Annotated in this window: 16 protein-coding genes and 1 tRNA gene; 6 read left to right on the forward strand and 11 right to left on the reverse strand. The window is 70.6% G+C overall.

Annotated features, from left to right (window positions below; all coding sequences use genetic code 11):
- Positions 1-75 precede the first annotated feature (75 nt).
- From purB to NJE57_RS08375, 6 genes are all read right to left on the reverse strand, one after another.
- Positions 76-1,515 carry an adenylosuccinate lyase gene (gene purB, locus NJE57_RS08350; protein WP_319027938.1) on the reverse strand — a complete coding sequence of 480 codons (1,440 nt, stop codon included), beginning with the start codon at positions 1,513-1,515 and terminating at the stop codon, positions 76-78.
- A gap of 21 nt (positions 1,516-1,536) precedes the next feature.
- Positions 1,537-1,680 carry a hypothetical protein gene (locus NJE57_RS08355; RefSeq protein ID WP_319027939.1) on the reverse strand — a complete coding sequence of 48 codons (144 nt, stop codon included), beginning with the start codon at positions 1,678-1,680 and terminating at the stop codon, positions 1,537-1,539.
- 9 nt (positions 1,681-1,689) lie between these two features.
- A complete protein-coding gene (locus tag NJE57_RS08360) occupies positions 1,690-2,883 on the reverse strand; it encodes an aminotransferase class I/II-fold pyridoxal phosphate-dependent enzyme (RefSeq protein WP_319027940.1) in 1,194 nt (397 codons plus the stop codon).
- A 22-nt stretch (positions 2,884-2,905) separates the two neighbouring features.
- A complete protein-coding gene (locus NJE57_RS08365) occupies positions 2,906-4,576 on the reverse strand; it encodes a DASS family sodium-coupled anion symporter (RefSeq protein WP_319027941.1) in 1,671 nt (556 codons plus the stop codon).
- Between the two features lie 91 nt (positions 4,577-4,667).
- Positions 4,668-6,122 carry a family 43 glycosylhydrolase gene (locus NJE57_RS08370; protein ID WP_319027942.1) on the reverse strand — a complete coding sequence of 485 codons (1,455 nt, stop codon included), beginning with the start codon at positions 6,120-6,122 and terminating at the stop codon, positions 4,668-4,670.
- A 54-nt stretch (positions 6,123-6,176) separates the two neighbouring features.
- The gene (locus NJE57_RS08375) at positions 6,177-7,823 is read right to left on the reverse strand and encodes an AMP-binding protein (protein WP_319027943.1); all 1,647 of its coding nucleotides are present in this window, start codon (positions 7,821-7,823) and stop codon (positions 6,177-6,179) included.
- A 143-nt stretch (positions 7,824-7,966) separates the two neighbouring features.
- Here NJE57_RS08375 and NJE57_RS08380 point away from each other — a divergent pair, with 143 nt between their 5' ends.
- Entirely contained in the window at positions 7,967-9,118 is a 1,152-nt protein-coding gene (locus NJE57_RS08380; RefSeq protein WP_319027944.1) for an acyl-CoA dehydrogenase family protein, read from the forward strand.
- Positions 9,119-9,162: 44 nt separating this feature from the next.
- Positions 9,163-9,717: an isopentenyl-diphosphate Delta-isomerase gene (gene idi, locus NJE57_RS08385; RefSeq protein ID WP_319027945.1), complete on the forward strand. Its 555-nt coding sequence runs from the start codon at positions 9,163-9,165 to the stop codon at positions 9,715-9,717.
- Positions 9,718-9,733: 16 nt separating this feature from the next.
- Here the strand turns inward: idi and purD are convergent, their stop codons facing one another.
- Together purD and NJE57_RS08395 are read right to left on the reverse strand one after the other, a co-directional pair.
- On the reverse strand, positions 9,734-10,990 hold the full coding sequence (gene purD, locus NJE57_RS08390) for a phosphoribosylamine--glycine ligase (RefSeq protein WP_319027946.1): 1,257 nt from the start codon (positions 10,988-10,990) through the stop codon (positions 9,734-9,736).
- Between the two features lie 83 nt (positions 10,991-11,073).
- Positions 11,074-11,778 carry a TetR/AcrR family transcriptional regulator gene (locus NJE57_RS08395; RefSeq protein WP_319027947.1) on the reverse strand — a complete coding sequence of 235 codons (705 nt, stop codon included), beginning with the start codon at positions 11,776-11,778 and terminating at the stop codon, positions 11,074-11,076.
- Between the two features lie 128 nt (positions 11,779-11,906).
- On the opposite strand from NJE57_RS08395, the gene NJE57_RS08400 reads away from it, so the two are divergent.
- A complete protein-coding gene (locus NJE57_RS08400; RefSeq protein ID WP_319027948.1) occupies positions 11,907-12,335 on the forward strand; it encodes an HIT family protein in 429 nt (142 codons plus the stop codon).
- Positions 12,336-12,365: 30 nt separating this feature from the next.
- On the opposite strand, the gene NJE57_RS08405 is transcribed toward NJE57_RS08400, so the two are convergent.
- The 3 genes from NJE57_RS08405 to NJE57_RS08415 all read right to left on the reverse strand — a co-directional run bounded on the left by NJE57_RS08405 (position 12,366) and on the right by NJE57_RS08415 (position 13,359).
- Positions 12,366-12,782 (reverse strand): nuclear transport factor 2 family protein, encoded by a 417-nt coding sequence (locus tag NJE57_RS08405; protein ID WP_319027949.1) that lies wholly within the window; start codon positions 12,780-12,782, stop codon positions 12,366-12,368.
- Positions 12,779-13,186, reverse strand: coding sequence for a nuclear transport factor 2 family protein (locus NJE57_RS08410; protein WP_319027950.1), 408 nt, complete (start codon positions 13,184-13,186; stop codon positions 12,779-12,781). Before NJE57_RS08410 ends, NJE57_RS08405 begins: the two co-directional genes overlap by 4 nt.
- Before the next feature lie 100 nt (positions 13,187-13,286).
- Positions 13,287-13,359, reverse strand: a tRNA-Thr gene (locus NJE57_RS08415).
- A 91-nt stretch (positions 13,360-13,450) separates the two neighbouring features.
- Between NJE57_RS08415 and NJE57_RS08420 the strand changes: the two genes are divergently transcribed.
- The 3 genes from NJE57_RS08420 (at position 13,451) to NJE57_RS08430 (ending at position 16,589) form a co-directional block, all read left to right on the forward strand.
- Positions 13,451-14,833: a threonine/serine ThrE exporter family protein gene (locus tag NJE57_RS08420; RefSeq protein WP_319027951.1), complete on the forward strand. Its 1,383-nt coding sequence runs from the start codon at positions 13,451-13,453 to the stop codon at positions 14,831-14,833.
- Between the two features lie 69 nt (positions 14,834-14,902).
- Positions 14,903-15,091, forward strand: a complete 189-nt coding sequence (locus tag NJE57_RS08425; RefSeq protein WP_319027952.1) for a hypothetical protein — start codon at positions 14,903-14,905, stop codon at positions 15,089-15,091.
- A gap of 52 nt (positions 15,092-15,143) precedes the next feature.
- The gene (locus NJE57_RS08430; RefSeq protein WP_319027953.1) at positions 15,144-16,589 is read left to right on the forward strand and encodes a trehalose-6-phosphate synthase; all 1,446 of its coding nucleotides are present in this window, start codon (positions 15,144-15,146) and stop codon (positions 16,587-16,589) included.
- Positions 16,590-16,602: the final 13 nt, after the last annotated feature.

The raw sequence follows: 16,602 nt of genomic DNA on the forward strand, positions 1-16,602 counted from the left end.
TCATCGCCGGGAGCGGCTGTGGGCCGACAGTGCAGGCGCGGGAGCAGATGCCGGGGGATACCGGGAGACGCGAGGTCAGAGAATCGACCCGGGGGCGTAGCCGGCCGCCTCCGGGTGCCGGTGCACCAGCGCCCAAACCCGCGCGACCACGGCGTCGACCTGATCTCCCGCCGCGCCGACGAAGGCCGCGCGATCGGACAACGCCTCCTCGAGCGCGCCGCGGTCGAGCGGCAGTCGCTCGTCGGCGGCCAACCGGTCGATGAGGTCGGGCTCGCGGCCCTCCTCCCGCATCGCCAGCGCCACCGCGACGGCGTTCTCCTTGATGGCCTCGTGGGCGACCTCACGGCCGACCCCTGCGCGCACCGCGGCCATGAGGACCTTGGTGGTGGCCAGGAACGGCAGGTACCGCTGCAGTTCCTTGTCGATCACCGCGGGGTAGGCGCCGAACTCGTCGAGGACCGTCAGGAAGGTCTCGAACATCCCGTCCAGCGCGAAGAACGCGTCCGGCAGCGCCACGCGGCGCACCACCGAGCAGAAGACGTCGCCCTCGTTCCACTGGGCTCCGGCGAGCTCGGCCGCCATCGACCCGTACCCGCGCAGGACCACCTGGAGCCCGTTGACCCGCTCGCAGGAGCGGGTGTTCATCTTGTGCGGCATCGCCGACGACCCGACCTGCCCGGGCTGGAAACCCTCGGTCACCAGCTCGTGTCCGGCCATCAGCCGGATCGTGTGGGCGAGCGAGGACGGGCCGGCGCCCAGCTGGACCAGCGCGGAGACGACCTCGTGGTCCAGGGAGCGCGGGTACACCTGGCCGACCGAGTCCAGGGTCCGGGAGAAACCCAGGTGTTCGGCGATCCGGCTCTCGAGCTCCGACATCTTCCCGGCGTCGCCCCCGAGGAGGTCCAGCATGTCCTGCGCGGTGCCCATCGGCCCCTTGATCCCGCGGAGCGGGTACCGCTCCAGCAGTGACTCCACCCGCTCCAACGCCACCAGCAGTTCATCGGCCGCCGAGGCGAATCGCTTGCCCAGGGTGGTGGCCTGGGCCGCGACGTTGTGGCTCCGGCCGGCCATGACCAGGCCCCGCTGCGCCACCGCGTGCTCGGCGAGGCGACGGGCGGCGGCCACCCCGCGGTCGCGGACGAGACGGAGCGACTGCACGATCTGCAGCTGCTCGACGTTCTCGGTGAGGTCCCGGCTCGTCATCCCCTTGTGGATGTGCTCGTGCCCGGCGAGCGCGTTGAACTCCTCGATCCGGGCCTTGACGTCGTGCCGGGTGACGCGCTCGCGCTCGGCGATCGACCCGAGGTCGACGCGGTCGATCACCGCCTCGTAGGCCTCGATCACGCCGTCGGGGACGTCGATGCCCAGATCACGCTGGGCGCGCAGCACCGCGATCCACAGCTGCCGCTCGAGCACGATCTTGTGCTCGGCGGACCACAGAGTGGCCAGGTCGGCGCTCGCGTAGCGCGAGGCGAGGACGTTGGAGATGCGGGGCTTGCTGTTCTGGGCGGTCACGCCCCCAGTATCGCAGCCCGGTCAGGAGATCATCGAGCCGCCGGTGGACCCGGCGAGGATCTCCCGCGCGTTGAGGTAGACCTGCTCCACCGTCAGCGGGGCCCCGGCGAGCAACCACGGCCGGGCGATGTAGACGATGGTGGTGATGATCTCGGTGGAACCCATGCGCCGACGTTAGCCCGCGGGACCCGGCTGCGGGACCAGTACGGCCTGCAGCCTGTCCATCGCGGCGGCGATCTCACCGGTGTCCCCGGCGAAGCTCAGGCGCACCGTGTGTGTGCCGTCGACGGTGTCGAAGTCGACGCCGGGCGTGAGCGCGACCCCCGTTCGGCCGAGGATCTCCGCGCACCACGCCACGGAGTCGTCGGTCCAGCGGGAGACGTCGAAGTACGCGTAGAAGGCACCGTCGGGCGGGGCGGTCTCCCCCACTCCCAGTTCCGCGAGACGGCGCAACACGAGTTCGCGGTTCCGGGCGTACCGCTCGACGTGGGAGTCCAGTTCGGCGGCGGAGGCCTCGGTGAACGCGGCGACGGCCGCGAACTGGGCGTCCGCCGGCGGACAGATGGTGAGGTTGCCGACCAGCCGGTCCACCGGGTCACGCAGGTACCCCGGCAGGAGCATCCACCCGATCCGCCACCCGGTCATGGAGAAGTACTTGGAGACCGACCCCATCACCACGGACTCGCGGCTGGTACGCCACGCGCTCGTGCACTCCCGGCCATAGGTGACCCCGTGATAGATCTCGTCGCTGATCAGCAGGGTGCCGTGCTCGGAGCACCAGCGGGCCAGCGCGGACAGTTCGGCGGCGTCGATGATCGTGCCGGTGGGGTTGGCCGGGCTCGCCACGATCAACCCGGCCGGCGCGTGGCCCAGTTCCGCCGTGACCTCCTCGAGGTGGGCGACCGTCGGTTGATACCTGGTCTGGGCACCGCAGGCGATCTCGTGGACCCGGCAGCCCAGGGCCTGGAGCGTGTTGCGGTAGGCGGGGTACCCGGGGCGGGCCATGACCACCGTGTCGCCGGGGTCGAACGCGGCCAGGAAGAGGACCGTGAAGCCGCCGGAGGATCCGGTGGTGACGACGACGTCGTCGGCGGTCACGTCCGTTCCGTCCACCCGCCGGTGGTACCCGGCGATCGCCTCGCGCAGCTGCCGGATGCCGAGCGCCTCGGTGTAGCCGAGGATCTCGGTGTCCAACGCGTGCCGCGCGGCGTCCAACACAGGGGCGGGAGCCGGGGTGGACGGCTGCCCCGCGCACAACGAGATCACGTCGCCGTGGGTCTCCCGCCTCCTCGCCGCCGCGGCCAGGACGCTCATGACGTGGAACGGCTCGACGGCCGATCTGAGAGAGGGGGTGCGCGCGACGGTCATGTCACAGACGCTAGCGCCCGGCTCAGAGTGTCAGTCCGAACACCCACACGAGCAGTGTCATGGTCACGAGGGTGATCAGGACGACACCGATGACGTTGAGCCACAGTCCGCCGCGGATCATCTGTCCGATGGTCACGTACCCGGACCCATAGGCGATGGCATTGGGAGGGGTGGCCACCGGGAGCATGAAGGCGCAGGTGGCGGCCAACGCCACCGGGACCGCGAGCAACATCGGGTCGAGCCCCAGCCCCAGCGCCACGCCCCCGGCCACCGGGAGGAAGGTCGCCGCGGTGGCGGTGTTGCTGGTCAGCTCGGTGAGGAGGAGGATCCCCGCGGCCGCGATCATCACGAGCAGGACGATCGGCACCGCCCCGAGTGCCCCGGCCTGCTCCCCGATCCAGTCGGTGAGCCCTGATCCGGAGAACTGCGCGGACAGTGCCAACCCGCCGCCGAACAGCAGGAGCACCCCCCAGGGCAGGGCCAGTGCGGCCTCCCAGGTGAGCAGGCGTACGCCGCGCGCCGTCCCCGCGGGCAGCAGGAACAACAGCAGCCCGGCGGCCAGCGCGATCCCGGCGTCCGAGATGGGAGGGTCCTCCCACACCAGCGGGACGGCCACCCACGAGACCGCGGCCGCGACGAAGACGACCAGAACCCGCTTCTCCCCCGACGAGGTGCTGCCGAGCTTGCGTAGCTCGTCGTCGAACAGTTCCCGACCACCGGGGATCCGCTCGACCTCCGGCCTGAACAGCACCTTGGTGAGCAGGAGCCAGGCGATCACCAGCATGACGATCGCCAGCGGGAGTCCCACCATCATCCACCGGCCGAAGCCCAGGACGATGTCGTGTTCGCTCTCGAGGTAGCCGGCGAGCAGGGTGTTGGGCGGAGTGCCGATGATGGTCGCCAACGACCCGATCGACGCGGCGTAGGCGATGCCCAACATGAGTGCGGTACCGAAGTTCGACTGGATGACGGCCTTCTTGACCTCCTCCGAGTTCGGGTCGGCCGAGGAGTCCATCTCGGGTATCGACCGCTCACCGGCGTCGTCCGCCGCTCCCGTGGCGCTGCTCCGGCCCATCTCGGAGGCCAGCATGAGCACGGAGACGCCGATCGGCAACATCATCACCGCGGTGGCGGTGTTGGAGACCCACATACTCAGGAAACCGGTCGCGATCATGAACCCGGCGATGACCCGCGTCGAGCGCGTACCCATCGCCCGGACGGTGAGCAGGGCGATCCGTCGGTGCAGGTTCCACCTCTGCATGGCGATCGCGATGAGGAACCCGCCCATGAACAGGAAGATGATGCTGTTGCCGTACTCCGCACCCACGTCGTCGACGGAGATGTCCTGGCCCAGGACCGGGAAGGCGATGAGCGGCACCAGTGCCGTCGCCGGGATGGGGATGCACTCGGTCATCCACCAGATCCCCAGCAGGACGGCCACGGCCGCGGTCAGGCGCGCGTTGTGCTCGAGGTCGCCCGGCATGACCAGGTACACCAGCGCCGCCACCGCGAGCCCGGCGACGGTCCCGATCACACTGCGGACGAATTCGCCCCGGGGCACGGCCTGGTCGCGCTCACCAGGGGATTTCCGCTCGACCTCCGCGCCGCGGTCAGGGTCGGGCTCCAGCCCCTGCAGATGCGGGGCCATCACCATCCTGCGGCCCCTTCGGCGTTCGTCGTCCACGGTCCCCATCGCGCGCTCCCTCGCCGGTCACCGACCCCGGGGACTCCCACCAGGGTGCTGTGCACCCACCGTAAACGCGATCCCGACGCCGGTCAGCCGATCAGCCCCCGAGCGATCCCAGCGTCGCCGAACCGAGCGCCCCCGAGCCCATCGACAGCGACCCGTCGGGCGCCACCTCGAGGCCGAACACGGCGAGCTCCCGCACCGGCCCACCCGCGTCACCCACGGAGACGACGAGCTCGTAGCGCCCCGGCGACAACGGGGCGGTGGGGCGGAAGGTCAGCGCGCGGGTCACGTCCTGCCCGGCGGCCACGACCGCCGGAACGGACTGCGCCTGCTGATCCCCGACGACGATCGGCAACCCCACACGCTGCTTGCTCGGCCCCGTGATCGAGGCGCGCAGCTCGCCGGAGTAGGCGGAGCCCGTCGAGTCCATCCGCACCGAGGCGTCGAGAACCTGTCCGTCCCGGTCCGGCCGCAGTGCCGCTCCCCCGACCGCCGTGAGCCGCACGGGGAGGGTGACGACGGGATCGGCGGGCCGGGTCGAGGACGGGGTGCCGTCTCCGACCACGGGCCACCCGTCGATCCAGTCCAGTCGGTCGAGCATCATGTATCGCCGCTGCAGACCGCCCGGGAGCACGGCGCTGCCGCGGGGCGCCGCGTGGTAGAGCATCCAGTCCTGTCCCGCGTCATCGGTGGTCACGTCGACGTGCCCCGGGCCCACCCAGTCGTCGTCGCCCTCCAGGATCACGTCCCCGGGAAGCGGGGCGTCCGGCCCCTGCACCAACGGTCGTCGCTGCCTGTCGGTGTACGGGCCCATCACGTCGTCGGCGCGACCGCCCAGCACCCGGTACTGTGACCGCTCGCCGTCGCAACACAGTCCCGCACTGGTGAACAGGTGCGTCGTGCCCTCGCGGCTGACGACGGCGGGTGCCTCCACGCCCGTACCCGCCACCAGGACGGGGTCGCCGTCGAGAGCCGTGCCCGCCGCGTTCATCGGCACGGCGTGGATCCCCTCGAAGTTCCCCATGAGCATCACCGGGCCTCCCTCGGTCCACACGACCTCGGGGTCCATCGGGTCCAGATCCTGATAGGGCTCGTCGGCTCCGAAGCAGACGATCGGCGCAGCACCGTGGGTCCACGGCCCCTCGATCCCCGGGGCGGTGGCCATGCCGATACACGGGGCCTGCCCGCCGGTGGTGTAATACATGACGGCGCCGGCGTCGGTGACGTGGACGTCGGGCGCCCACAGGAACGACCCCGCCGACGCCCAGGTGGGACGCGTGGTGAACGCGTCGCCAACGTACTCCCACTCCACAAGATCGAAGGACCTGAAGTGCGGGATGAGCCGGTACCCGGCACCGTCCGACCAGTCGTCCGACGACGCGTAGACGTGGAAGGCACCGTCCGCGCCCCTCTGCACCGACGGATCCGGAGCGATCGAGGAGATCACCGGGTTCGCGGCCGCGGGCACTGCCGCGGTGGCGGAGACGAGGGGAACGACGACGGCAAGCGCTGCAGCGCCGAGGGCGCGGGCTCCGCGCGGGGTTTTCATCGACCGAGCATAGACCCGTGGGCCACGTCTATGTAACTGTCCTTAACTTTCGGTTCAGCTCTGGCCGCCGCGCTCCTTGCGCAGCAGGAAGCGCTGGATCTTGCCCGAGGGCGTCTTGGGGAGCTCGCGGGAGAAGTGGATCTTCCGGGGGAACGCGTGGGCCGCGAACTCGGTCTTGACCCACTTCTGGAGCTCGACCTCCTTGTCGTCGTCGCCCTCCACACCGTCGCGGAGGACCACGTACGCCTCGAGCACCTCGCCGGCGAGGTCGTCCGGCACGCCGATGACGGCCGACTCCAGGACGTCCGGATGCCTGGCCAGGACGGACTCCACGTCGAACGGCCCGATGCGGTAGCCGGACATGATGATCACGTCGTCGTCGCGGCTGGAGAAGTAGAAGTGGCCGTCGTCGTCGAGCTTGGCGGCGTCGCCCGTGTAGTACCAGCGCCCGTCCGGGCTGAACCGCTCGGCGGTCTTCTCCGGCGCGTCGTGGTATCCGGCGAACCACATCAGCGGGCTGGCGGGGACGTCGATCGCCACCCGGCCCAGCTCGCCGACCGGGGCGGTCTCGTCCGAATCGGCGGCGAGCACCGTGCACGACCATCCCGGCAGCGGGACACCCATGGACCCCGGTCGGACGTCCTCGCGCAGCGAATCGTGCCAGGGGTTGATGATGAACATGCCGTGCTCGGTCTGCCCGTACTGGTCGCGGACCTCCACCCCGAACTGCTCGATCGACCACTCGATCACCTCGGGGGTGAGCGGCTCGCCGGCGGCCGACGCACGGCGCAGCCGGACGTCGGGCGCGATGTCCCGCTTGGCCCGCATCGTCCGGTAGACCGTCGGCGCGGCCGCGAAGTTGGTGACGGCGAAGTACTGCAGCACCGCGAACGCGAGCTCCGGGGTGTAGCGGGCGTGGAGCAGGAGGCTGCGGCGACCGACCGCCAGCGGGCCGAGGATGCCGTAGTAGAGGCCGTACGCCCAGCCCGGGTCGGCGCCGTTCCAGAACACGTCGTCCGCACGAACGTCCAGACCGGTCTCGATGTACTGGTGGAACGCGGCGAGCGCACGAACCGGCACCACCACGCCCTTGGGGGTGCCGGTGGTCCCCGAGGTGAAGAGCATGACCATCCCGGCGTCCGGTCCCGTGACCGCGGCGGGTCGCCCGGGCTCCTGCGCGTCGACGATCGTCGCCAGGTCGAGGTCGCCCTCCCGGGCCCCGGGGCAGTCCGCCAGCCCGGCCACGATCACAGGCACGGACGTCGTCTCGAGCTTCGCGCGCTGGTCGGAGTCGGACACGATCACCTTCGCGTCGCCGCCGGTGATCCGCATCTCGATGGCGGGCCACGCGAACGCGGTGAACAGCGGCATGTGCACGGCGCCCAGGCGCCAGATCCCCATCAGGGTGAAGACCAGGTCCGCGGACTTGGACATGAGCGTGGCGACGCGGTCGCCCTCGCCCACCCCGAGCGCGGCGAGCGCGGCCGCGACCTTCTCGCTGCCCACCCTCAACTCGCCGTACGTGATGTCCCGACCCGAGAGATCGGCGTCGATCACGGTGAAGGCCACCGCGTCCGGGTCGTGGCGGTCGCACAGGAATTCCGCGGCGCTCGCACCGGGGACGTCGTAGATCGCCAGGAGCTGCTCCGGGGACAGGGGCGCGCCCGTGGACGACGGGGTCTCGGTCGTATCTGCAGACATGTCTGCAGATGATGACGCAGGGAGTCCGTCCGGCACCACCCACCGATGGGCACCCCCGCTTTCGGGGCTGGTACACCTCTACCGGGGCGGTGCACTCTTAGGGGACCACCCGACGATCCCCGCACGCACCCGGAAGGACCCCCATGGCCGTGGACCGACTGCTCCCCAGCGACGAGGCGTACGAACTCCTCGACATGACCCGTACGGTCGCGGACAAGCTCCTCGACCCCGTCGCCGCGGAGCACGAGCGCGAGCACACCTACCCGGAGGGGCTGTTCGCCCAGCTGGGCGAGGTGGGATTGCTGGGGTTGCCGTACCCGGAGGAGTACGGGGGCGGCGAGCAGCCCTACGAGGTGTATCTCCAGGTCCTCGAGGAGCTGGGCGCCCGCTGGGCCGCGGTCGCGGTGGCGACGAGCGTGCACGGCCTGTCCTGCTTCCCGCTGGCCACCGTCGGCACCGACGAGCAGAAATCCGACTGGCTCCCGGGAATGCTCGCCGGTGAGCAGATCGGTGCCTACTCGCTCTCCGAGCCCCAGGCGGGGTCGGATGCCGCGGCACTGCGCTGCCGTGCGGAACGGGAGGGCGACGGCCCGGGTTCGGCGTACGTGGTCACCGGTACCAAGTCGTGGATCACCCACGGCGGGATCGCCGACGTCTACAACACCTTCGTACGCACCGGCGAGGGTTCCGGAGGGATCTCCTGCCTGCTCGTGCCGCGCGAGACGGAGAACCTGCACTTCGGCAAGCCCGAGGACAAGATGGGGCTCAACGGGGTGCCCACCACGACCGCCTCGTACGAGGGCGCGCGCGTCGACGCCGGCCGCCTCCTGGGTGCCGAGGGCGACGGCCTGCGCATCGCGTTCTCGGCCCTGGACTCGGGACGGTTGGGGATCGCGGCCGTCGCCACGGGCATCGCCCAGCGCGCCCTCGACGACGCCGTGGCCTACGCGCGCGAGCGCGAGACGTTCGGCAAGACCATCATCGGCCACCAGGGCCTCGGCTTCCTCCTGGCGGACATGGCGGCGGCCGTGGCCTCCGCCCGTGCCACCTACCTCGACGCGGCACGCCGCAAGGACGCCGGTCGGCCCTACTCGCGCCAGGCCTCGATCGCCAAGCTCACCGCGACCGATGCCGCCATGAAGGTGACGACGGACGCGGTACAGGTGCTCGGCGGAGTCGGCTACACGAGGGAGTTCCCGGTCGAGCGGTACATGCGCGAGGCCAAGATCACCCAGATCTTCGAGGGCACCAACCAGATCCAACGTCTGGTGATCGCCCGCGACCTGGCCGGCTGAGAGCCCGGGGACCGGCCCCGTCGAAAGAGCCTAAGGTGGTCGGCATGTCCTCGTCCTCCGACGCCTCCTCCCCCGTGGCCACCGAGTACGTCGTCCTCCTGTCGGAGGACGGCCGCCCCATCGGTACCGCGGACAAGTCCACCGTGCACACGACCGACACGCCCCTTCACCTGGCGTTCTCGTGCCACGTGGTCGACGACGACGGGCGCGTCCTGCTCACCCGTCGCGCCCTCGGGAAGCGCGCCTGGCCCGGAGTGTGGACCAACTCGTTCTGTGGCCACCCCGGGCCCGGGGAGGACCCCGCCGAGGCGATCGCGCGCCGGGCGGAGCAGGAACTCGGCACGCGCGTCGACGGGATCGCCGAGTCCGTGCCGGACTTCCGATACCGGGCGGTGGACGACTCCGGCGTCGTGGAGAACGAGATCTGTCCGGTGTTCACCGCGCGCATCCGCGCCGACCTGAACCCGCGGGCCGACGAGGTGTGCGCGTACCGCTGGGCCCGGCCCGACGACGTCCGGAGAGCCGTCGACGCCACACCGTTCGTCTTCAGCCCCTGGTTCGTGGCCCAGACGCCCCGGATGGACCTCTACAGTCGTTGAGGACAGTGGCGCGGCCTCATCCCGGGATGCTGATGCGCCCCTCCTCGGCCGCCCGGCCGATGTCCCGACGGAAGTGCCCGCCGCCCAGTTCGACGCCGTCGAGGATCGCGTAGGCCTCGGCGCGCGCGGCCGTCAGGTCGGAACCGGTACCGACCACCGACAGGACCCGACCGCCGGCCGAGACCAGTCGCCCGTCGGTGTCCCTCGCGGTTCCCGCGTGGAACACCCCCGGCTGCTCGGCGCCCTCGATCACGTCGCCGCGACGCGGGGCGGACGGGTAGTTCTCCGCCGCCAGCACGACCGTCACGGCGGCCCCGTCGCGCCACACCAACGGTGGGAGCTCGGCGAGGCGGCCGGTCGCCACCGCGTGGAGGGCCTGTCCCAACGGTGACTCCAGCAACGCCAACACGGCCTGGGTCTCCGGATCGCCGAAGCGGCAGTTGAATTCCACGACCTCGGGCCCCGACGTGGTGATCGCCAGCCCCGCGTACAGGAGCCCGGAGAATCCGCAGCCGCGCGCGACCATCTCCCGGGCCACGGGCTCGCACACCTCGGAGACGATCCGCTCGACCATCCCCTCCGGCAGCCACGGCAGTGGCGTGTAGGCGCCCATCCCGCCGGTGTTGGGCCCCCGGTCGCCCTCACCCACGCGCTTGTGGTCCTGAGCGGGCAGGAGCGGCACCACCGTCTCCCCGTCCACCAGGCAGAACAGCGAGACCTCGGGGCCGTCGAGGAAGGACTCGAGAAGGACCGGGTGACCGTCGTCCAGGCAGGCGAGGGCGTGGGCGTGGGCGGCGGCGCGGTCCGGCGTGACCACGACGCCCTTGCCCGCGGCAAGGCCGTCGTCCTTGACCACCCAGGTGGGACCGAACCGGTCCAGGGCAGTATCGAGATCCGCCGGTGAGTCGACGACCTCGGCGCGCGCCGTCCGGACCCCGGCCGCGGCCATGACGTCCTTCGCGAACGCCTTGGAACCCTCGATGCGGGCGGCCTCCGCGGAGGGACCGAAGACCGGGATGCCGGCCGCGCGGAGAGCGTCCGCCACCCCGGCCACCAGGGGCACCTCGGGGCCGATCACCACCAGGTCCACCTCCAGGCGGCGGGCGAGAGTAGTGACGGCCGCGGGATCCGTGACCGCCGTGTCGTGGAGCGTGGCCTGCACCATGCCGGGGTTGCCCGGCGCGGCGTGGAGCTCCGTCACCGCGGGATCCGAGGCGAGGGCGACGAGGAGGGCGTGCTCACGGGCACCGGAACCGATCACGAGAATGCGCACGAGGACCACAGTAGTACCGCCCCCCGGTAGGCGTGACCCGGAGGCGGCGGACCGAGCCCGGCGGGCGGTCTGCCCCGCAGGAGTCAGCGGGGCAGTTCGGTCGCGATCCCGTCCGGTAACGTCGCGGCGTCGCGGGTCCGGAGCCCCTCCGGGGTGAGCATGTCCGTCATGCACAGATCGATCACGCGGGCCGTGGCGTGATCGGATTCCGGGGTCCCCATCGGGTTGAGCCCGAACATCGCGTGGGCGCAGAGGCCGTCGATCCCGGCCCACATGACGCGCTGGTCCCTGACCTGCGTCCCGGGCCGGAACATCCCGGCCGCGATCCCGCGGTCGACGATCTGCTGCATGATCTCCCGGACTCCCGAGGCCGCGAACGCGACACCCGCCGAGTCCCCCAGGGTCTCGACCATCATCCGCGCCCACGCCGGCTCCGCGACCGTGAACTCCACGATCGCGATGCCCGTGTTCCGCAGGTCGAGGTAGGCGGCGAGACCCGGGTCGGTCTCGGCACCCGTCACGCCGGGCAGGCTCGCGCGCTCGCCCATGGCGGTGAAGCCGCGGGCCGAGACCTCCTCGACCAGCTGCTGCCGATTGGTGAAGTGCCGGTAGGCGGCGGTGGCCGAGACACCGATCACCGGGGCGATCTCCCGCAGGACGATCGCCTTCTCCCCCGATTCCCGCGCCCGCGTCGTGGCCTCGTGGATGATCGCGTTGCGGAGGTCTCCGTGATGGTAAGCCTTCTTCTTCACGGACTCGTCCGCCGTCGGTACCGATACCTCGATCATTGCGCCGTTCCTCCGCCATCCTCTAAGGACCGCTCACCGCTCGTCGTCCGATTGGTCCACCCCCAATTACACCACGTACCGCCGGACATCCGCCGCAACCGGCCGCCCCGGAAACGTAGGCTGTGGTCATGTCGACGGTATTCAGCAAGATCATCGCCGGTGAGATCCCGGGAAGGTTCGTGTGGAAGGACCCGGACGTGGTCGCCTTCCTCACGATCGCACCCGTCGCCGCCGGTCACACACTCGTGGTCCCGCGCGAGGAGGTCGACCGTTGGACCGACCTCGAACCCGGGTTGCTGGTGCGGGTCAACGAGGTCGCGCAGGCCGTGGGTAGGGCCGTCCTCGAAGGCTTCGGGGCGGCGCGGGCCGGATACCTCATCGCCGGGTTCGAGGTGCCGCACACGCATGTGCACGTCTTCCCCGCCGACGACATGTCGGGCTTCGACCTGTCGCGGGCGGACCCGGACATGCCGGCGGAGAAGTCGGATGCCGCGGCCGTGACGATCCGTCGAGCACTGCGCGAGCTCGGATACGGCGAGTTCGTCCCCGAGGACTGATCGCCCCGGGGACGGCCGGGGTCCGGAACATCAGTGCCCCAGCGCGCGCGTGACCTCCCCCATGTCCTGGTAGTCGCTCCATTCGGACACCAGACCGTCTCGGAGCGTGAAGAAGGCGCCCACTCCCAGTTCGATGCGTCGACCGCCGATGGTGAGGAACGTGGTCCTGCTGACGGCGGCGGTGTCGCCCGAGGACAGGACCCGGTGGATCTCCACCCGGACGTCGGTGGAGACCTCCCCGTTGAACTCGATCAGCTGGGCCAGCCCCTCGTGCCCGTGCACGGTCTGGGTCCCCTCGATACTGAGCACGAGGTCCGGAGCGCAGAGGGCGGTGGCGGCCTCGACGTCACCCCGGAACGTCGCCTCGAGGAGTTCCCTGGCCACCTCGCCGGCGTGCCCGCCCCGGGCGCTCCGGTCCATCGCTCCGCCCCCCACGTCGACGCTCACGCCGAGAACCTGTCGAGCGGCTGGAGATCCTTGTAGTCCGCCCACAGCGTGACCACCCCGTCGGCCACCTCGACGAACGAACACGCCGGGATCTCCACGCCCCCCTCGGGCAGCGTGTACCTCTCGCGGCGCTTGAGGGCGACGATCCCCGGTTCCGCCACCGCGGACAGGACCGCCACGCTGAGGAAACCCGACAGTCGGGCGAAGTCCTCGATGATGTCGCGGAGACCGTCGTACCCCTCGTAGCGGCGGACGTGCCCGCCGTTGGTGTAGACGATCGACGGCGACGACAACGCTATCGCCGCCTCCTCGTCCCCAGAGGTCACGGCCTCCATCCACGCCTCGGCGATCCTGCGGGTGGACTCCGCGTCGTCGTCTACGGAGCCCCCGCCTCTGCTGCACACCCGGACCACATTACCCGTGAAGCTGAGAAGATTAAACATATGTCGACCGTTCACATCGCGCGGGAGTGCGCGACGGACACCGGCCCGGACGTGCGACGAGAGCTGGAGACGAGACTTGAACTCGCAACCGCCCGATTACAAGTCGGGTGCGCTACCAATTGCGCCACTCCAGCACGGCCCCGGCACCGCCGGGTCCGGCCTCACATCCTAACCGGACACCGGGCCGCGCTCGTGCCCGCCGCCGCCAGGACTACGGTGTCCACCGTGGAGACCCGCGACGCACCGGCACCGTACACCCGCCCTCTGGCGTGGCTGGGACTGCGAAAATCCACGATGGACCTGGCGGTCGAGCCGCCCCTGTCCCCCATGGCGCCGGTCGACCTCGACGACGACGGCGCGGTCACCGACGTACTCAATCTCGCCTTGGAGATCGCCGGCATCCTGCTCTCCTCCGGCGAGGGCGCGGCGGACACCGTGGCGCAGGCGGAATCGGTCGCGGCCGCGTTCGGTCTACCGGGTGCCACGGTCGAGGTCACCTTCACCTCGCTCACCATCGGCGTGAACCGCCGTCGTGGTCGGCCACCGATCTCCGTCATCCGGGTGGTCAACTACCGCACGATCGACATGACGCGGGTGACCCGTGTCGCCCGGCTCATCGATCTCATCGTCCGCCGTCAGCTGACGGTCGAGCAGGCCACCTCCGAGGTCGAGCGGATCGTCGCCTCCCCGCACCCGCACTCGTTCCGGGTGGCCGTCCTGGGCTGGGCGATGCTCGGCTGCGCGGTCGTCATCCAGCTGGGCGGCAGCCCGCTGGCCGGACTCCTGTCCATGGTGTCGACGTTCGCACTGATGTACGCCAACCGCTATCTCGACCGCCACCGCCTGCCCAAGTTCTTCCAGCAGGTCGTGGGCGGGTTCATCGCCGCCGCCTGGGCGCTGCTGGCCTACGTGCTACTGGCCGACAACTTCGTGGAGATCCAGCCGTCCACCCTCGTCGCCGCGGGGATCATCGTGCTCCTGGCGGGGCTCACGCTCGTCGGTGCGATCGAGGACGCCATCACCGGTTTCCCCGTCACCTCGGCCGGTCGTGGGGTGGAGACGATGATCCTCACCGGAGGGGTGCTCGGTGGGATCACGATCGCCCTCGCGGTGTTCGCCCGCCTGGGCATGTCCCCTCCCCCGATCGATCCGTCCATCTCCGGGAACGCGTCGGTGTTCGTGGGGGTCTTCGCGGCGGGGGTCGGAGCGGCGGGCTTCGCGGTGGCCAGCTACGCGACGGTCCGCTCGACCTGGCTCGCCGCGGCCGTCGGGTCGATCGGGATGCTCATCTTCCAGATCGTGATGGTGACCGGGCTCGGCGTGGTCGTGGGCTCCGCCCTGGCGGCCTGCGCGATGGGCCTGTTCGGTGGCATCCTCGCCCGTATCGCGACGGTCCCACCGCTGATCGTGACCATCGCCGGGATCACCCCGCTCCTGCCCGGGTTGTCCGTCTACCGGGGATTGTCGGCGCTGACCAGTGACCAGACGGGTATCGGTGTGGGTCTGATGTTCCAGGCGCTGGCGATCGCGGTGGCGCTCGCCGCCGGCATCGTCTTCGGCGAGTGGGTCACCCGTAATCTGCGCAGGTCCGCCGCCGCCGACCAGTGACGTAGAATGGCCTCGGACGATGTGGCCCACCCGGGTCCGCCGTCCGATACCGACCACGGGAGGACACACATGGCATCCGCCGCTGCGGCAAGTAAAGAGCCCGAGCTCGACGTCGACCTCGAGCCGGTCGCCGACGAGACCGCGTACCAGGCCCAGAGGATCGTGGCCTCGTACTCCGCCGACGCCGACGAGTGCCGGATGCTCCTCGACATGCTCGGGATCGGTCCGGAGAAGATCGACCCGGCCGACGCCGAGTAGTACCGACCGAGCCCGGATCACAGCACCGCAGCGACCACGGAGGGGAACGCCGATGACGGGCGTCACCGAGCAGAGGCCACCCGAGGCCGGCGCGGACTTCGTCGTCGTCGCCAATCGTCTCCCCGTGGACCTGGTGCGCGACCCCGACGGGACCGAACACTGGAAGGCCAGCCCCGGAGGGCTGGTGACGGCGTTGGAGTCCATCCTCAGGGCCAATGACGGCGCCTGGGTGGGGTGGCCCGGCGTCGCCGACGCCGCCCCCGAGCCGTTCGACGCCGACGGCATCCGGCTGCACTCGGTCACGCTCTCGGCCGAGGACGTCGAGCTCTACTACGAGGGGTTCTCCAACGGCACCCTGTGGCCGCTGTTCCACGACGTGGTGGTGCCACCCGAGTACCACCGCGAGTGGTGGAACGCCTACGTGGAGATCAACACGCGGTTCGCCGAGGCCACCGCCGCAGCAGCAGCCCCCGACGCCACCGTCTGGGTCCAGGACTACCAACTCCTGCTGGTCCCCCGACTGCTCCGCGAACTCCGACCCGACCTGACCATCGGGTTCTTCCTCCACATCCCGTTCCCGCCCATCGAGTTGTTCATGCAACTGCCGTGGCGGTCGACGATCGTCGAGGGCATGCTCGGCGCCGACCTGGTGGGATTCCACCTCCCCGGTGGCGCGGACAACTTCCGGATCCTCGCCAACCGGCTCGGCGGCTACCCCTCGGTGCGACTGCGGTCCACCCGGGGGCGGGCGTCCGAGATCCGGGTGGGCGACCGCATGGTCCGGGTGGGGGCGTTCCCCATCTCGATCGACTCCGCGGCCATCGACACCACCGCGCGCGACCGCGGGACCATCGCCCGCGCCGCGCGACTCCGCACCGAGCTCGGCTCGCCGGAGGTCCTGCTGCTGGGCGTGGACCGGCTCGACTACACCAAGGGCATCGACGTCCGCCTCAAGGCACTCGAGGAACTGTTCGAGGAGGGCCGCCTCGACACCGCCGACGTGACCCTGCTGCAGTTGGCCACCCCCAGCCGCGAGCGGGTCGAGCAGTACCAGATCATGCGGTCGCAGATCGAGGAGTCGGTCGGCCGGATCAACGGTCGGTTCGGCGAGATCGGCCACCCCGTGGTGACCTACATCCACCGACCGGTGCCCAAGTCCGAACTCACCGCCTTCTATGTGGCCGCCGACGTCATGCTCGTCACACCCGTGCGGGACGGGATGAACCTGGTGGCCAAGGAGTACGTGGCCTCGTGTACCGACGGGGACGGTGCGCTGGTCCTGAGCGAGTTCGCCGGGGCCGCAGCGGAACTGCGGCAGTCCTACCTGTGCAACCCGCACGACCTCGACGGCGTCAAGGACGCGATCATGGCTGCGATCAACGAACCCAAGGAGGACCGGCGCCGGCGCATGCGGTCGCTACGCCGTCAGGTACTGGGAAACGACGTCCACAGGTGGGCACGCCGGTTCTTCGAGACCCTCGACGCCACGTCGGAGTAGTCCGGAGACCGCC

It is taken from the genome of Dietzia sp. PP-33 (genome assembly GCF_033790845.1).
Lineage (GTDB): Bacteria > Actinomycetota > Actinomycetes > Mycobacteriales > Mycobacteriaceae > Dietzia.

Excerpts from the sequence above, each read along its gene's own strand:
- NJE57_RS08355 (WP_319027939.1), bottom strand. The coding sequence starts at position 1,680 with ATGGGTTCCACCGAGATCATCACCACCATCGTCTACATCGCCCGGCCG.
- NJE57_RS08360 (WP_319027940.1), bottom strand. The coding sequence starts at position 2,883 with ATGACCGTCGCGCGCACCCCCTCTCTCAGATCGGCCGTCGAGCCGTTC.
- NJE57_RS08365 (WP_319027941.1), bottom strand. The coding sequence starts at position 4,576 with ATGGGGACCGTGGACGACGAACGCCGAAGGGGCCGCAGGATGGTGATG.
- NJE57_RS08370 (WP_319027942.1), bottom strand. The coding sequence starts at position 6,122 with ATGAAAACCCCGCGCGGAGCCCGCGCCCTCGGCGCTGCAGCGCTTGCC.
- NJE57_RS08375 (WP_319027943.1), bottom strand. The coding sequence starts at position 7,823 with ATGTCTGCAGATACGACCGAGACCCCGTCGTCCACGGGCGCGCCCCTG.
- NJE57_RS08380 (WP_319027944.1), top strand. The coding sequence starts at position 7,967 with ATGGCCGTGGACCGACTGCTCCCCAGCGACGAGGCGTACGAACTCCTC.
- idi (WP_319027945.1), top strand. The coding sequence starts at position 9,163 with ATGTCCTCGTCCTCCGACGCCTCCTCCCCCGTGGCCACCGAGTACGTC.
- NJE57_RS08395 (WP_319027947.1), bottom strand. The coding sequence starts at position 11,778 with ATGATCGAGGTATCGGTACCGACGGCGGACGAGTCCGTGAAGAAGAAG.
- NJE57_RS08400 (WP_319027948.1), top strand. The coding sequence starts at position 11,907 with ATGTCGACGGTATTCAGCAAGATCATCGCCGGTGAGATCCCGGGAAGG.
- NJE57_RS08425 (WP_319027952.1), top strand. The coding sequence starts at position 14,903 with ATGGCATCCGCCGCTGCGGCAAGTAAAGAGCCCGAGCTCGACGTCGAC.
- NJE57_RS08430 (WP_319027953.1), top strand. The coding sequence starts at position 15,144 with ATGACGGGCGTCACCGAGCAGAGGCCACCCGAGGCCGGCGCGGACTTC.